The organism is Bradyrhizobium sp. CCBAU 51627, from assembly GCF_028128765.1.
In the GTDB taxonomy this organism is placed as follows: domain Bacteria; phylum Pseudomonadota; class Alphaproteobacteria; order Rhizobiales; family Xanthobacteraceae; genus Bradyrhizobium.
The window spans coordinates 43,597-58,090 of sequence record NZ_LBJG01000023.1 but is presented as its reverse complement, the minus strand read 5'-3'; the positions used below and the strand labels follow the sequence as shown (position 1 = coordinate 58,090).

Below are 14,494 nucleotides of genomic sequence, written 5' to 3'. Positions count from 1 at the left end.
GCAATCGCGCGCGCGAAGCTCACCACGGCAGGCCGCACAGATCGATGGTGCCGAGCGTCGGCGCACGGACGATGTTGAATACGTAGGTCGCCATGTAATCGAAGCGAATCCGTCCCTCCGGCTGCTCACAATAGACCTCGCCCTTGAAGGGCAGCCAGCTCCGGCTCTGGTAGAACGCAAAATTGTGTGGCTCGCAGAACAGGATCGCAAAGCGAACCGCCTCGTTGGCGCGCATCGTGTGCACGGCGGCGTCGATCGCCATGGTCGCATAGCCGCGATTTCGGCGGTCCTCACGCGTACAGACGCCGCCGATGCCGCCGACATGTACCTTCTGTCCATTCCAGGTGATGGTGCGGAAATAGATGCCGACATGGCACACAAGGCCATCTTCGGGCGTCTCGATCAGCACGCGCAGATCGGCATTGGCCCATTTGACGTGAGCCCAGGGCTTGTCCGCGATCATGTGCGGGCCCCAGACCGCCTGATGTAGCGGCTCGGCGATCCGCCACGAGGCGTCGCCGTTCAGGATGTCGATCTCGATGCTCATGGCTTCTACCTTGCGGTGCGCGGCTGCGTGGTGCATTCGTTCCGCCATAAGCGCTTCAAAGGCAATGATATTTTGCAGCACATGAGGGGGTGAGCATGCGCCTTGCCTGCGGCGAAGATGTGCAATCAATCCAGGCGGTCGCATCGCGCCTTTTCGCAAATTGACGGTATTTTACGACGCAGGAACCTTCTATAAGGGGTCACCGTTAAGCCTCGTTCCCCACCAGTTGCGGACAACAACCCATGACCTTTACGCTGCCCCCACTCCCCTACGCCTATGATGCCCTCGGCCAGTTCATGTCGAAGGAAACGCTGGAATTCCACCACGACAAGCATCATCAGGCCTACGTCACCAACGGCAACAACGCGCTCAAGGGCACCGAATGGGAAGGCAAGTCCCTTGAGGAGATCGTCAAGGGCTCGTTCGGCAAGAACCCCGCGGTGTTCAACAATGCCGGCCAGCACTACAACCACATCCACTTCTGGAGCTGGATGAAGCCGAATGGCGGCGGCACCAAGCTGCCGGGCAAGCTCGAGAAGAAGATCAACGAGGACCTCGGCGGCTTCGAGAAGTTCAAGACCGACTTCCAGGCGGCCGGCGTCGGCCAGTTCGGCTCCGGCTGGTGCTGGCTCCAGGTCAAGAACGGCAAGCTCGAGATCTCCAAGACCCCGAACGGTGAGAATCCGCTGGTGCATGGCGCCACCCCGATTCTCGGCTGCGACGTCTGGGAGCACTCCTACTACATCGACTATCGCAACCGCCGTCCCGACTATCTGAAGGCGTTCGTCGAGAACCTCGTGAACTGGGAATATGTCGAGTCCCTGTTCGAGAAGGTCTGAGGCTTCTCGCTCGTTCCGGGGCGATGCGTAGCATCGAACCCGGAATTCCGAGAGTCTCAGGTGCGCAATCGCGCACCGTAGTTCGGCTTCGCCGCCCCGGAATGACAGGCAAAGGCGGTCGCTCACGCGGCCGCCTTTTTGCTGCGCGGATTACCCTGCGCGGCCCGCGTAGGTGCCGTTCCCCGCTCGTGGGCCGCCAACGCAATGATGATCGGTATGCCCTGAAACCCAGCCGTGGACAGACGTAATGTTATAATATAACGTTCTGGGCATGGTTCCCGCCGCGTCCCGCACCCACCACGCAGACCATGATCATGGCCATTCCCATGGCCATTTGCACGACCACCGGCACTCGCATGGGCTCGACCACACCCACGCCCATGTCCACGATGCAGCCTCGCCGCATCCGGCCCAGGACGCGCCCTGGTCGATCCTGCGGATGACCATGGCCGGGCGCCTTGCGGCCGCGTTGGCCGTCTGTGCCGTGCTCTGGGGCCTCGTCTTCCTGGCGATGAGGTGACCATGGCCCAGCTCGCATTCCGCAACGTCACGCTCGGCTATGACCGCCATCCGGCCGTGCACCATCTCAACGGCGAGGTCGCGTCAGGCGCGCTGGTCGCTGTGATCGGCCCCAACGGTGCCGGCAAGTCGACGCTGCTGCGCGGCATCGTCGGCATCCTCAAGCCGCTCGACGGCAGCATCCATCTTGGGGGTCTCGACAGCAGGGACATCGCCTATCTGCCGCAGAGCGCGGAGATCGACCGCAGCTTCCCGATATCGGTATTCGATTTCGTCGGCACGGGGCTATGGCGCGACGCCGGCTTGTTCGGCGGCATCGGCAAGGTGGCGCGGGTCAAGATCCTCCGTGCGATTGCATCCGTGGGCCTCAACGGTTTCGAGAACCGGTCGATCGGCACGCTTTCGGGCGGACAGATGCAGCGCGTGCTGTTTGCACGCGTGCTGCTCCAGAATGCGCGGGTGATCGTGCTGGACGAGCCCTTCAACGCCATCGACAGCAAGACCACGGCCGATTTGCTCGCGCTGGTGAAGCAATGGCACGGCGAGGGCCGCACCGTGCTCGCTGCGCTGCACGACATGGAGATGGTACGCACCCACTTCACCGAGACGCTGATTTTGGCGCGCGGCCCCGTCGCCTGGGGGCCGACGGCGGAGGTGCTGACGCCGGAAAATCTGATGGTCGCGATGCGGATGTGCGAGGCCTTCGACGACAGCGCCGCGGCTTGCGCCGCAGATGATGCCCACTCGCAGGCGGCTTGATCTCAGATGATCTATGACGCGCTGATCGGCCCGTTCACCGAATTCGAGTTCATGCGGCGGGCGCTTGCCGCCGTGATCGCGCTGTCGCTGGCGGGCGCGCCGATCGGCGTGTTCCTGATGCTGCGGCGGATGAGTCTTGTCGGTGACGCCATGGCGCACGCGATCCTGCCGGGCGCGGCCGTCGGTTTCCTGCTCTCCGGTCTTAACCTGTTCGCGATGACAGCCGGCGGGCTGATCGCGGGCTTTGCGGTGGCGATCCTCGCCGGCGTGGTTGCACGCTCGACCGGCCTGAAGGAGGACGCCTCGCTTGCGACCTTCTATCTGGCCTCGCTGGCGCTCGGCGTGACCATCGTCTCGATCAAGGGCACTAATATCGACTTGCTGCACGTGCTGTTCGGCAACATCCTCGCGATGGACGACCAGACCCTGCTGGTGGTCGCCTTCAACGCCACGGTCACGCTGCTGGTGCTTGCGGTGATCTATCGCCCGCTGGTGATCGAAAGTGTCGATCCATTGTTCTTGCGGACCGTCAGCCGCGCCGGCGGACCCGCGCATCTCGCCTTCCTCGCGCTGGTCGTCGTTAACCTGGTCAACGGCTTTCAGGCGCTCGGCACGCTCCTCGCGGTGGGGCTGATGATCCTGCCGGCGGGCGTTGCGCGGTTCTGGTCGCGCGATCTGACGGCGATGATCTGCATCGCGGTCATCGCCGCGGCCGTCTCGGGCTATGCTGGCCTCGTGCTGTCGTTCCAGACCCGCGTGCCCTCGGGCCCTGCGATCATCCTCGTGGCGACTGTACTCTATGTCGTTTCCGTCCTGTTCGGCGGCGTCGGCGGACTCGTTCGCCAGATGTTTCCCGGCCGGCATCTGGAAGCGTGACGAGCCATGCGGCGTATCCTGCTTTGTATGCTCCTGCTGATCGCCTCGCCGCTGCACGCCGCCGAGCGGCTCAACGTCGTCGCCAGTTTCTCGATCCTTGGCGATTTCGTCCGCAATGTCGGCGGCGATCGCCTCAACCTGACAACGCTGGTAGGCGCCGACGGCGATGTCCATGTCTACACGCCGGCGCCGGGCGATGCGAAGCGCATCGCGGAGGCGAAGCTCGTCATCGTCAACGGGCTCGGCCTCGAGGGCTGGCTGCCGCGTCTCGTGCAATCCTCCGGCAGCAAGGCGCAAATGGTCACTGCCAGCGACGGCATCACGCCGCTGAAGCTCGGCTCGGCGGCCGATCCGCATGCCTGGCAGTCCGTGCCCAATGCCGAGGTCTATGTGACCGACATTGCTAATGCGCTGGCCGCCGTCGATCCTGAAGATGCGGAGTTGTTCCACGCTCGGTCCAGGGCCTATCTGGAAAAGCTCGAAGCGCTCGACCGGGAGGTCCGTGAGGCCGTCGGAAAAATCCCGCCGGAGCGGCGCAAGGTGATCTCGACCCACGACGCCTTCGGCTATTTCGCCGCCGAGTACGGCATCCAGTTCATCGCCCCTCTCGGGGTCTCCACGGCAACCGAGCCCAGTGCGCGGGACATCGCGTCCATCATCAGCCAGATCAGGACTCAAAAGATCCCGGCTGTTTTCCTGGAGAATATCAGCGATGACCGCCTGATCCGCCGGATCGCGGCCGAGACCGGGGTCAAGGTCGGCGGGACCTTGATTTCGGACGGTCTGACCGGCGAAAAGGGGCCCGCACCCACTTACATTGACATGGTCAGGCACAATATAAAGGCCCTGACCAGCGCGCTTGACCAGTAGGGCAGGGGCCACCCCGCCAGTGTCGCGCGACAGCCTTATGTCCGGAGTTGTTATGTCTGAAGCGACCGCCGCCAAAATTCCTGTGACCGTCCTGACCGGCTATCTCGGTGCCGGCAAGACCACGCTGCTCAACCGCATCCTGTCGGAAAACCACGGCAAGAAATACGCCGTCATTGTCAACGAATTCGGCGAGATCGGCATCGACAACGACCTCATCATCGGCGCCGATGAGGAAGTGTTTGAAATGAACAATGGCTGCATTTGCTGCACCGTACGTGGCGACCTCGTTCGCATCATGGATGGGTTGATGAAGCGCAAGGGCAAGTTCGACGCCATCATCGTCGAGACCACGGGTCTTGCCGATCCGGCGCCGGTCGCGCAGACCTTCTTCGTCGACGAGGACGTGCAGAAGAACGCCCGCCTCGATGCGGTGGTCACGGTTGCGGACGCCAAATGGCTGTCCGACCGGCTCAAGGACGCGCCCGAGGCCAAGAACCAGATCGCCTTTGCGGACGTCATCGTTCTGAACAAGACTGATCTCGTCAACAAGGGCGAGCTTGCCGAGGTCGAGGCGCGCATCCGCGGCATCAATCCCTATGCCAAACTGCATCGCACCGAGCGCTGCTCGGTGGCACTGGCCGACGTGCTCGACCGCGGTGCGTTCGATCTCGACCGCATCCTCGACATCGAACCGGATTTCCTCGAGGCTGACGATCATGACCACGACCATGATCATCACCATCATCATGACCAGGACCATCATCACCATGATCACGGGCATGGCCTGAAGCATTATCACGATGAGGACATGCAGTCGCTGTCGCTCAAGACCGACAAGCCGCTCGATCCCAACGTGTTCATGCCCTGGCTGCAGAACCTGGTGCAGGTCGAGGGCGGCAAGATCCTGCGTTCCAAGGGCATCCTGGCCTTCCACGACGACGATGACCGTTACGTCTTCCAGGGCGTCCACATGATGCTGGAGGGCAACCACCAGAGGAAATGGAAGCAGGGCGAGAAGCGCGAGAGCCGCCTCGTCTTCATCGGCCGCGAATTGCCGGAAGAGGCGATCCGCAAGGGTTTCGAGAGCTGCATCGTCTCGTGATGAAAGAGTTTACGCCGGCTCCCGATTCCGCCTCGATCGTTTCCGTCACCGACCGCGTCAAGCCGGTTAAGCTCGGCATGGCCGTGACCTCGGTGCATTTCCTTGGGCCTCGTGCCGCCTTCGTCGGCGGCGAAGAGAACGTCGCCTTTGTCGACGCCAAGGGCGAGATCGCTACGGTCGCCGTGCACAGCGGCGGCATTCTCTCGACCGCCTCGGACGGCAAGCGCCTCGTCATGGGCGGCGACGACGGCAAGGTCGTCTCGCTCGACGCCAAGGGCGAGGTGACGCTGCTCGCCACCGATCCCAAGCGGCGCTGGATCGATGCGGTGGCGCTGCACGCCGATGGCGCCTTCGCCTGGTCGGCCGGCAAGATTGCGACCGTCAAGAGCGGCAAAAACGAGGAGAAGTCGCTCGAGGTGCCCTCGACCGTCGGCGGGCTGGCGTTCGCGCCGAAGGGCCTGCGGCTCGCGATCGCGCACTATAACGGCGCGACGCTGTGGTTTCCCAACATGGAGGGATCGGCCGAATTCCTGCCCTGGGCCGGCTCGCATCACGGCGTCACTTTCAGCCCGGACAACAAGTTCCTGGTCACCGCGATGCATGAGCCGGCGCTGCATGGCTGGCGGCTCGCCGACAACAGGCACATGCGCATGACCGGCTATCCCAGCCGCGTCCGCTCGATGTCCTGGAGTGCAGGCGGCAAGGGGCTGGCGACTTCGGGCGCAGACACCGTCATCATCTGGCCGTTCGCGGGCAAGGATGGCCCGATGGGCAAGGAGCCCGCAATGCTCGCGCCGCTCCAGGCCCGCGTGTCTGTCGTCGCGTGCCATCCGAAGAACGACATCCTCGCCGCCGGCTACAGCGACGGCACCGTGCTGATGGTGCGGCTGGAGGACGGCGCGGAGATCCTGGTCCGCCGCAACGGTACCCCGCCTGTGGCTGCGATTGCATGGAACGCCAAGGGCACGCTGCTGGCGTTTGCCGACGAAAATGGGGACGGCGGCCTGCTGGAGCTTTGATCTGTCATGGTTCCCGCCGTATAGCCGTAGGGTGGGCGAAGGCGCTCTTTGCGCCGTGCCCACGACCTTTTCCTTTGACGGGAGCCGTGGGCACGCTTCGCTTTGCCCACCCTACGGCAGCTGAAATTCATGCGATTTCTCACCACCTTCCAGCTCGCTGACTTCGCCGACACGCTGATCAGCCTGATCACGGCCTTTGTGCTGGGCACGCTGATCGGCGCCGAGCGGCAATATCGCCAGCGCACTGCGGGCCTGCGCACCAACGTGCTGGTCGCAGTGGGGGCGGCCGCCTTCGTCGATCTTGCCATGCATCTGGATGGCGCGGACGGAGCGGTCCGGGTGATAGCCTATGTCGTCTCCGGCATCGGCTTCCTTGGGGCCGGCGTCATCATGAAGCAGGGCATGGACGTCCGCGGGCTCAATACTGCGGCAACGCTGTGGGCTTCCGCTGCGGTCGGCTCCTGCGCCGGCGCCGACATGGTCGCGCAGGCGGCTGCGCTCACCGTCTTCGTCATCGCCGGCAATACGCTGCTCCGGCCACTGGTCAATGCCATCAACCGCATTCCGCTGGACGAGACGGCGCTGGAGGCGACCTATTACTTCAAGCTCGCAGTGGCGACCGATGCGCTCCCCGACATGCGTGATCGCCTCGTCGACAAGCTTGAAGCCGCGAAATATGCGGTTGCCGATATCGAGGTGGTCGAGATCGGCGAGGACATTCTGGAGATCGTCGCCAAGCTGGTCGCGTCCGCGGTCGATCCGAACGAACTGAACGCGGTGGCGATCGATTTGCAGCATGTGCCGGGCGTGCGGCACGCCACCTGGGAAGTCAGCACGACGGAATAGACGCGGCCTTTTGGCGCCCGACTGGGCAGTTCCCGCTTTGCAGTGTGCGGAACCGCCGTCCGGGAAATTCGTTGATTCCTCTGATAAAGGCGGTGATCGACATGCCCGGCCAGAACGACAAGCGAAACCTGAAGCTCGACCTCGCAATCGCCTGTTCGCTGTTCGCAGCAGGCGTTGTGGTGTCGGTGATGTCACTTGCGCAAATTCGCGCCGAGAGCCGGATGGAGCTGGCGCAGGCGACACAGCCGCTCCAGGGCACGCCGTCCAACGATCAGGACAAGACGCCGGCCGAGGCAAAGCCGGGCGGCGAGCGGCCGACCACGCCGGCCCCCGAGCCCGCGCGTCCCGATCCGCAGACGCAAGGCGCGGCAGGCGCGGCCAAGCCCGCGCTCCCGCCGGCACCGGCCGAGAAAATGGCGCCGCCGCTTGAGAAGAAATAGCCGCGACGGCCCGCTTCTGACACACGGATGTGCCAACTGATGCCGAATTGGCGATCTCGCCTCGGCACAGGGCTCGCTTCTTAGACTAATGCGCCGCATCTTTCGGCAAGAGCCTCGCAAACGCCTGATCGAGCGCGGTATCAGCCTTCGCGAGCTTTTCGCGCTGGGCGGCAAGCCAGAGCCTGTCGGCATCGAGGCGCTGCTGGGCCACCTTGAGCATGCGTGCAGTCTCCTCCGGCTGTGGGCCGCCGGCGCCTTTCGTGTGCGCCACGATCCATTCCGGCGACATCACCTCCCTGAATTCGGCCTCGCTCATCGGGAAGGGTCTCGCCGGCATGTTGAATTTGGCGAGCGTCTTGGCGAAGAGGTCGGTCACTTCGCTGAAGGGTATGGTCTTGGGCGTAAGATCCAGTGGCCGTGCATAGCTGACCATCTGTGATGCAAAGCCATGCCCGATGCGGAACGGGATCTGGTGCCCCTGCAACAATAGTTCGGCGAGGTTCATTGTCGAGGTCCAGTCGCTCTCCAGCTCTTCCTTGGCGCGGGCCTTGTTGACCACGATCGCATCGAACACCCGATCGGTCGCGGTGACCATCTTGATGGCGCGCGGGAATAGGCCGATATCCTCGGACTGGGCCTTGGAATCGACCATGCCCGACGTGACGTTGTGAGCGCGGATGGAGACCGCCCCCGACAACCCCACCACATCTGAAGCTGCGATCCTCGCCTGCATGATCAGACCCGGATTGCGCTTCTGTGGCATCGAGCTACTGGTGTAGGTTGAGCCCTCCTGCAGCAAAAGCCAGGGTCGCACCTCGGCGTATTGCGTATGCAGGTCCTGCATCATCACGCCGATGCGGATGGCGGCCGAATTGGCGATCGCGGTGGCCTCGAGCTGGTTGTCGAATGGGATCACCTGATTGGCGTCCATCGAATTCTCGACAATGCCGTCAAAGCCGAGCAGCTGGGCGAGGCGCGTGCGGTTCAGCGGCCAGATCGAGTCGGACATGACGCCAGCGCCCATCGGGCTGAGATTGAGCCGGCGATAGGCCTCGCTGATGCGCTGCTGGTCGCGCTCGAACGATTCCTCATAGGCCAGCAGGTAATGACCATAGGTGATCGGTACCGCCTGCACGCCGTTGGTGTAGCCGGGCATCAATGCATCGAGATTGTCGGCCGCCTTGGCGAGCAGCGTGGTACGCAAGTCGAGCAACGCTTCGGCAAAATCCAGCGTCTGGTTGCGTAGTTTGGCAGCGCGATAGGTCGCGTACATGTCCTGACGGCTGCGCCCGGCGTGGATGACGGAGGCCTCCTCGCCGACCTTGTCGGTCATGATCTTCTCGATCTGAAGGACGTCGCTCGGACGCTTGCCGTCGGGCTCACGCGCCTGGCGGATCGTGTAGTCCACGCCGGCGGCGATCAGCTGGCCGGTATCTTTCGAAAAGATGCCTTCCTCCACCAGCATCACAGTGGAGGCCTTGTTGATCTTGTTGAGCCAGTAGAACTGGTCCTCAGCTGCGTCGGATTTGCTGGTCGAGGGCTGCGCGCCGCTGGGAGCTTTAGCGCCGATCTTGGCGGCGTTTTCGTTGCATTCCTGCGTGGTCTTACAGGGCAACTGACCGGTGTCCGCGGCAAAAGCGTGGGACGCGATCAGGAGGCCGACGCCTCCCGCGATGCAGGCGATATGATTCATGCGGACCTCCCGGTTGCCGTGCGACCGGGCGGTTGGTTAGCATCCGGGCTGACGGAAGGCTATTGGCCTCCCGTTGGTTGCGGCTCGGACAAGTGCGCCTGTCAGCGCACCAGGATGTTTTTGAACTGCCAGGGATCGCTGGTGTCGATGTCCTCCGGGAACAGTCCCGGACGGTCCGTCAACGGCGTCCAGTCGGTGTAGAAGCCTTTGACCGGGCCGAGATAGGGCAACTGGATTTCCAAGAGGCGATCGAAGTCCATCTCGTCGGCTTCGACGATGCCTTCGTTCGGATTCTCCAGCGCCCACACCATGCCGCCGAGCACGGCGGAGGTCACCTGCAGGCCGGTGGCGTTCTGATAGGGCGCAAGAGCGCGAGTCTCTTCGATGGAGAGCTGCGAGCCGTACCAATAGGCATTCTTGTCATGGCCGAACAGCAGCACGCCGAGCTCGTCGATGCCGTCGACGATCTCGTTCTCGTCGAGGATGTGGTGCTTCTCCTGCATCTTGGCGGCGCGACCGAACATCTCGTGCAGCGACAGCACGGCATCGTCGGCCGGGTGATAGGCGTAGTGGCAGGTCGGCCGATAGACCGCCTTGCCCGAGGCGTCGCGTACCGTGAAGTAATCGGCGATCGAGATCGACTCATTGTGGGTGACGAGGAAGCCGTACTGAGCGCCGCGGGTCGGGCACCAGGTGCGCACGCGCGTGTTGGCGCCGGGCTGCATCAGATAGATGGCCGCGCCGCAGCCGGCCTCGTGGGTACGCGCATTCTCGGGCATCCATTTCTCGTGGGTGCCCCAGCCGAGTTCGGACGGCTGCACGCCTTCGGACAGGAATCCTTCCACCGACCAGGTGTTGACGAAGACATCAGGCTCCTTCGGCTTCTTCGAGCGCTGGGTGTCGCGTTCGGCGATGTGGATGCCCTTGATGCCCGCCTGCCGCATCAGATCCGCCCATTCGGCCTTGGTCTTCGGCCGGGGGGCGTTGAGCTTCAGGTCGGCCGCGACGTTGAGCAGCGCCTGCTTGGCGAAAAAGGAGACCATGCCCGGGTTGGCGCCGCAGCAGGAGACAGCGGTCGTCGAGCCCTTAGGGCGCGCCTTCTTGGCGGCCAGCGTCACTTCGCGAAGCGCATAGTTCGAGCGCGCTTCCGGGCCCTTCGAAGCATCGAAATAGAAGCCGAGCCAGGGCTCGTTGACGGTGTCGATATAGAGAGCGCCAAGCTCGTTGCAGAGCTCCATGATGTCGGTGGAGCCGGTATCGACGGACAGATTGACGCAAAAGCCCTGGCCGCCGCCTTCGGTGAGCAGCGGAGTCAGCACCTCTCGATAATTGTCCTTGGTTAGGCCCTTCTGGATGAAGCGGACATTGTGCTTCTCGCAGAGTGCCTTGCGGCCCTCGTCCTTGGGATCGAGCACGGTGATGCGCGATTTGTCGTAGTCGAGATGCCGTTCGATCAGGGGCAACGTGCCTTTGCCGATGGAGCCGAAGCCGACCATGACGATGGGACCGGTGATCTTCGCGTAGATCTGCGAGGGGGGGCTCATGGGATGGTTTCTCCGGAACGTGCTGGCGGACAATTGTTGAGGGTGGATCAGGCGCTGCGGCGCTTTTTTAGATGCTGCGGCGCTTGGCGGTGACTTCGATCTCGACCTTCATCTCGGGTTTGGCGAGGGCGCTGACGACCAGCAAGGTCGCAGCCGGCCTGATGTCACCGAGAACCTCGCCGCAGACGGCGAAGTGGGCGTCGATGTAGCTGGCGTCGGTGACGTAGTAGGTCGCACGGACGATATCGGCCATCTCGAATCCGCCCTCCTTCAGGGCAGCTTCGATGGTCTTGAAGCAGTTGCGTGACTGGCTCGTGACATCATTAGGCATCGTCATTGTCGTGTAGTCATAGCCGGTGGTTCCGGCGACGAAGGCGAACTCGCCGTCGATCACGGCGCGGCTGTAGCCGACGCTCTTCTCGAGGGGGGAGCCGGTGGAAATCAGGCGACGGGACATGGGTTCGGCCTCGGCTGAATGGGGGGATTTTGTGGGTTTAAAGGGCGTTTCGGGGGCTCACGCAACCCCAAAGGAACGACGCTTGGCGTAGGCGCGCGTTGCCACGTGGCGCGGCTTCGGTCGTCGCCATCATGGCAAGTCCTTAGGCCGCGTGCGCCTGGAGGGTGCGAACCGACCTCCGTTTGGCGATCGCCGCGCCAGTCGGGACGATCACCCCCTCGGCGCCGTCAAGCGTGCCGGCCCGGAATTCGATCGCCAGCAGGCGATCGCGCTCGAACGGGCCGGGCAGCGCCAGCGCGCCGGTCTTCTCGGCGGAGAAGCCAAAACGCGCGTAATAGGGGGCGTCGCCGAGCAGGATCACGGCGGCGTGCCCGCGCGCCCGGGCGGCGGCCAGCGCTTGATGCATCAGCGCGGCGCCGATCCCGAGCTCGCGGCAGGCAGGGTCCACAGCCAGTGGTCCGAGGACCAGAGCGGGCCTGCCGCCGGCGCTGACGTGCCACAACCGCACGGTTCCCACGAGCTTGCCCTCGCGCATCGCCGACAGGGCAAGGCCTGCGGCAGGTGCGCGCCCGTCGCGCAGGCGCTGGCAGGTGCGGCTGTGGCGGTTCTCGCCAAAGCAGGCGTCGAGCAGCGCTTCGCGCATCGCGACGTCGGCAGCACGTTCCGCACGAATTGCGAACGGAGCGGCTTTCGAAGGGAGGGCGATCTGTGGCTTCCGAAAAGCAGTCATGGCGCGTCATTTCCCGCTTGAACCGGCGTGCGCGCAGCACGCCCGTTCAAGGCGTCGTCGGAAATCGAAAGATGAGGAGCCGGCAAGCCGGCTCCCGGGTTGGTCAGGCCTCGAAAGAGAGGCGGATCAGATGTGATACGTCTTCAGGGGCGGGATGCCGTTGAAGGCCACCGCCGAGTAGGTCGACGTATAGGCCCCGGTGCCCTCGATCAGCACCTTGTCGCCGATCTCGAGCGTGACGGGCAGCGGATACGGGCTCTTCTCGTACAGCACGTCGGCGCTGTCGCAGGTCGGACCTGCGAGCACGCACGGCGTCATGTCCGCGCCGTCGTGACGGGTGCGGATGGCGTAACGGATCGACTCGTCCATCGTCTCGGCGAGACCGCCGAACTTGCCGATGTCCAGGTACACCCAGCGCACCTCGTCCTCGTCGCTCTTCTTCGAGATCAGCACGACCTCGGATTCGATGATGCCGGCGTTGCCCACCATACCGCGGCCCGGCTCGATGATCGTCTCCGGAATCTGGTTGCCGAAGTGCTTGCGCAGGGCGCGGAAGATCGAGCGGCCGTAGGTCACGACCGGCGGCACGTCCTTCAGGTACTTGGTCGGGAAGCCGCCGCCCATGTTGACCATGGACAGGTTGATGCCGCGCTCGGCGCAGTCGCGGAACACCTGCGAGGCCATCGCCAGCGCACGGTCCCACGCCTTCACCTTGCGCTGCTGCGAGCCGACATGGAAGGAGATGCCGCACGGCTCCAGGCCCAGGCGCTTGGCGGCGTCGAGTACCTCGACGGCCATTTCCGGGTCGCAGCCGAACTTGCGCGACAGCGGCCACTCGGCGCCGGCGCAGTCATAGAGGATGCGGCAGAACACCTTCGCGCCGGGAGCGGCACGGCCGATCTTCTCGACCTCGGCGACGCAATCGACCGCGAACAGGCGGATGCCGAGCGCGAATGCGCGCGCGATGTCGCGCTCCTTCTTGATCGTGTTGCCGAAGGAGATGCGGTCGGGCGTCGCACCGGCGGCCAGTGCCATCTCGATCTCGGCGACGGTCGCGGTGTCGAAGCAGGAGCCCATCGAGGCCAGCAACGCCAGCACTTCCGGCGCCGGGTTGGCCTTGACGGCGTAGAACACGCGGCTGTCGGGCAGCGCCTTGGCAAAGGTCTGGTAATTGTCGCGCACGACCTCGAGGTCGACGACGAGGCACGGCTCGGTGTCGAGACCTTCCTTGCGGCGGTTACGCAGGAATTCCTGGATACGTTCGGTCATGGCACTCTCCAACGGTCCCAGCGACGGGATCCGCATCAACGTGACGTCGGATAAGAGCGCTTCGGCCACATCGCGCGATGGAGGCGCGCAGAGGCCAAAAAACTCAAACCAGACTGTGCTGCCGTGGATTGGTTGGGAGAGTTTCCCGCCCGCTCACCTGGCAATGAAGGACAAGCCTTTTCAGTAGCCCGCGCCGGCGGTGGAATGCCGGTAGAGACCAAAAAAGCCCGATCCGTCGTTGCTTTAAGTCGCGTCCCCCGTTGAGAGCGGGGTGCGCCGGTTCGCCTCCGGCTGCCAGTCACGGTTGCAAAGAGCGAAGGCACCTTCGACAAGGCATCTCTTTGAGAGAGATGCTGGGCGCTCCGGGTTTGCTTCGTCTTCGGACCTTTGGGTCTTGCAACCTTCGGTCTTTGACTTCCGCACTTCCGAAGAGCCCCTCGGCTTCTTCACCCCTTGGCGGCTGTCCGGCCTCTTGTCCGGATACCTACCGACTGACACACGACCACAGGCACGTGCGAAATTGGGCAAGAGCGCACATAAGCGTTTTGACTCTGCTTCGCAAGAATTTTTTTAGGCTGAGAACAGAATTGCCTAACATCTGCTTGCGCAGTGTTGCGCGAGCGACTGCGGAAGATGAACGGGCGTTAAGTCTTGAGCTTCGTGCGCACGTCTCTTGCGCGCGAGACGGCGTCAGCCGCGCTTGAAGAACGGCTCGACGCGCTGAGCTCCGCGCACGAACGCGGTCATGACCAACACGCCGAGCGCGAACAGCACGGCCTGCAGGATGTGCGCGGCCTGGTCGCCGAGCCCGAGCAGGATCGCGAGCGCCCAGCCGCCGGCAAACGCCGCGCCGAACACTTCGGCGCCGATCAGGATGGCGGCACTGACGACGGTGATGACGCTCGGCCAGACGATCTTACGGGAGGACGAGGAGGGCGCGTTCATGGGCATCGGGGTCCAGTGTTTCGAGGGCCGCAATCTCCC

Annotated in this window: 16 protein-coding genes; 9 read left to right on the top strand and 7 right to left on the bottom strand. The window is 63.8% G+C overall.

Translation table 11 applies throughout. The annotated features are described in order from the left end of the window. Window positions 1-19 precede the first annotated feature (19 nt). Entirely contained in the window at window positions 20-547 is a 528-nt protein-coding gene (locus XH88_RS12090; protein ID WP_271615587.1) for a GNAT family N-acetyltransferase, read from the bottom strand. A gap of 242 nt (window positions 548-789) precedes the next feature. On the opposite strand from XH88_RS12090, the gene XH88_RS12085 reads away from it, so the two are divergent. The 9 genes from XH88_RS12085 to XH88_RS12045 all read left to right on the top strand — a co-directional run bounded on the left by XH88_RS12085 (window position 790) and on the right by XH88_RS12045 (window position 7,817). Continuing rightward, window positions 790-1,386 (top strand): superoxide dismutase, encoded by a 597-nt coding sequence (locus XH88_RS12085; RefSeq protein ID WP_092288816.1) that lies wholly within the window; start codon window positions 790-792, stop codon window positions 1,384-1,386. A 271-nt stretch (window positions 1,387-1,657) separates the two neighbouring features. Continuing rightward, window positions 1,658-1,906 carry a hypothetical protein gene (locus XH88_RS12080; protein WP_271615586.1) on the top strand — a complete coding sequence of 83 codons (249 nt, stop codon included), beginning with the start codon at window positions 1,658-1,660 and terminating at the stop codon, window positions 1,904-1,906. Window positions 1,907-1,908: 2 nt separating this feature from the next. After that, window positions 1,909-2,664: a metal ABC transporter ATP-binding protein gene (locus XH88_RS12075; RefSeq protein WP_271615585.1), complete on the top strand. Its 756-nt coding sequence runs from the start codon at window positions 1,909-1,911 to the stop codon at window positions 2,662-2,664. Window positions 2,665-2,670: 6 nt separating this feature from the next. Then, window positions 2,671-3,540, top strand: a complete 870-nt coding sequence (locus XH88_RS12070) for a metal ABC transporter permease (protein WP_271615584.1) — start codon at window positions 2,671-2,673, stop codon at window positions 3,538-3,540. A 6-nt stretch (window positions 3,541-3,546) separates the two neighbouring features. Beyond that, window positions 3,547-4,410, top strand: coding sequence for a metal ABC transporter substrate-binding protein (locus XH88_RS12065; RefSeq protein WP_271615583.1), 864 nt, complete (start codon window positions 3,547-3,549; stop codon window positions 4,408-4,410). A 52-nt stretch (window positions 4,411-4,462) separates the two neighbouring features. Next, the gene (locus XH88_RS12060; protein WP_271615582.1) at window positions 4,463-5,512 is read left to right on the top strand and encodes a CobW family GTP-binding protein; all 1,050 of its coding nucleotides are present in this window, start codon (window positions 4,463-4,465) and stop codon (window positions 5,510-5,512) included. Next, on the top strand, window positions 5,512-6,531 hold the full coding sequence (locus XH88_RS12055) for a WD40 repeat domain-containing protein (RefSeq protein ID WP_271615581.1): 1,020 nt from the start codon (window positions 5,512-5,514) through the stop codon (window positions 6,529-6,531). The genes XH88_RS12060 and XH88_RS12055 overlap by 1 nt, the downstream gene beginning before the upstream one ends. 129 nt (window positions 6,532-6,660) lie before the next feature. Further along, a complete protein-coding gene (locus XH88_RS12050; RefSeq protein WP_271615580.1) occupies window positions 6,661-7,377 on the top strand; it encodes an MgtC/SapB family protein in 717 nt (238 codons plus the stop codon). Between the two features lie 101 nt (window positions 7,378-7,478). Next, a complete protein-coding gene (locus XH88_RS12045) occupies window positions 7,479-7,817 on the top strand; it encodes a hypothetical protein (protein WP_271669047.1) in 339 nt (112 codons plus the stop codon). A gap of 85 nt (window positions 7,818-7,902) precedes the next feature. On the opposite strand, the gene XH88_RS12040 is transcribed toward XH88_RS12045, so the two are convergent. From XH88_RS12040 to XH88_RS12015, 6 genes are all read right to left on the bottom strand, one after another. Continuing rightward, a complete protein-coding gene (locus tag XH88_RS12040) occupies window positions 7,903-9,510 on the bottom strand; it encodes an argininosuccinate lyase (RefSeq protein ID WP_271615579.1) in 1,608 nt (535 codons plus the stop codon). 101 nt (window positions 9,511-9,611) lie between these two features. Next, entirely contained in the window at window positions 9,612-11,054 is a 1,443-nt protein-coding gene (locus XH88_RS12035) for a homospermidine synthase (protein WP_271615578.1), read from the bottom strand. A gap of 67 nt (window positions 11,055-11,121) precedes the next feature. Further along, window positions 11,122-11,511: a RidA family protein gene (locus tag XH88_RS12030; RefSeq protein WP_271615577.1), complete on the bottom strand. Its 390-nt coding sequence runs from the start codon at window positions 11,509-11,511 to the stop codon at window positions 11,122-11,124. 142 nt (window positions 11,512-11,653) lie between these two features. Continuing rightward, window positions 11,654-12,241, bottom strand: coding sequence for a GNAT family N-acetyltransferase (locus tag XH88_RS12025; RefSeq protein ID WP_271615576.1), 588 nt, complete (start codon window positions 12,239-12,241; stop codon window positions 11,654-11,656). Between the two features lie 126 nt (window positions 12,242-12,367). Continuing rightward, window positions 12,368-13,510 (bottom strand): type III PLP-dependent enzyme, encoded by a 1,143-nt coding sequence (locus XH88_RS12020; protein WP_271615575.1) that lies wholly within the window; start codon window positions 13,508-13,510, stop codon window positions 12,368-12,370. Window positions 13,511-14,200: 690 nt separating this feature from the next. Then, window positions 14,201-14,455, bottom strand: coding sequence for a hypothetical protein (locus XH88_RS12015; RefSeq protein WP_271615574.1), 255 nt, complete (start codon window positions 14,453-14,455; stop codon window positions 14,201-14,203). Between the last annotated feature and the right edge of the window lie 39 nt (window positions 14,456-14,494).

What these genes read in the sequence shown, in the direction of transcription:
- XH88_RS12015 (WP_271615574.1), bottom strand. Translation starts at nt 14,455, where the DNA reads ATGAACGCGCCCTCCTCGTCCTCCCGTAAGATCGTCTGGCCGAGCGTC.
- XH88_RS12090 (WP_271615587.1), bottom strand. Translation starts at nt 547, where the DNA reads ATGAGCATCGAGATCGACATCCTGAACGGCGACGCCTCGTGGCGGATC.
- XH88_RS12030 (WP_271615577.1), bottom strand. Translation starts at nt 11,511, where the DNA reads ATGTCCCGTCGCCTGATTTCCACCGGCTCCCCCCTCGAGAAGAGCGTC.
- XH88_RS12045 (WP_271669047.1), top strand. Translation starts at nt 7,479, where the DNA reads ATGCCCGGCCAGAACGACAAGCGAAACCTGAAGCTCGACCTCGCAATC.
- XH88_RS12050 (WP_271615580.1), top strand. Translation starts at nt 6,661, where the DNA reads ATGCGATTTCTCACCACCTTCCAGCTCGCTGACTTCGCCGACACGCTG.
- XH88_RS12075 (WP_271615585.1), top strand. Translation starts at nt 1,909, where the DNA reads ATGGCCCAGCTCGCATTCCGCAACGTCACGCTCGGCTATGACCGCCAT.
- XH88_RS12035 (WP_271615578.1), bottom strand. Translation starts at nt 11,054, where the DNA reads ATGAGCCCCCCCTCGCAGATCTACGCGAAGATCACCGGTCCCATCGTC.
- XH88_RS12040 (WP_271615579.1), bottom strand. Translation starts at nt 9,510, where the DNA reads ATGAATCATATCGCCTGCATCGCGGGAGGCGTCGGCCTCCTGATCGCG.
- XH88_RS12070 (WP_271615584.1), top strand. Translation starts at nt 2,671, where the DNA reads ATGATCTATGACGCGCTGATCGGCCCGTTCACCGAATTCGAGTTCATG.
- XH88_RS12025 (WP_271615576.1), bottom strand. Translation starts at nt 12,241, where the DNA reads ATGACTGCTTTTCGGAAGCCACAGATCGCCCTCCCTTCGAAAGCCGCT.
- XH88_RS12055 (WP_271615581.1), top strand. Translation starts at nt 5,512, where the DNA reads ATGAAAGAGTTTACGCCGGCTCCCGATTCCGCCTCGATCGTTTCCGTC.
- XH88_RS12060 (WP_271615582.1), top strand. Translation starts at nt 4,463, where the DNA reads ATGTCTGAAGCGACCGCCGCCAAAATTCCTGTGACCGTCCTGACCGGC.
- XH88_RS12080 (WP_271615586.1), top strand. Translation starts at nt 1,658, where the DNA reads ATGGTTCCCGCCGCGTCCCGCACCCACCACGCAGACCATGATCATGGC.
- XH88_RS12020 (WP_271615575.1), bottom strand. Translation starts at nt 13,510, where the DNA reads ATGACCGAACGTATCCAGGAATTCCTGCGTAACCGCCGCAAGGAAGGT.
- XH88_RS12085 (WP_092288816.1), top strand. Translation starts at nt 790, where the DNA reads ATGACCTTTACGCTGCCCCCACTCCCCTACGCCTATGATGCCCTCGGC.
- XH88_RS12065 (WP_271615583.1), top strand. Translation starts at nt 3,547, where the DNA reads ATGCGGCGTATCCTGCTTTGTATGCTCCTGCTGATCGCCTCGCCGCTG.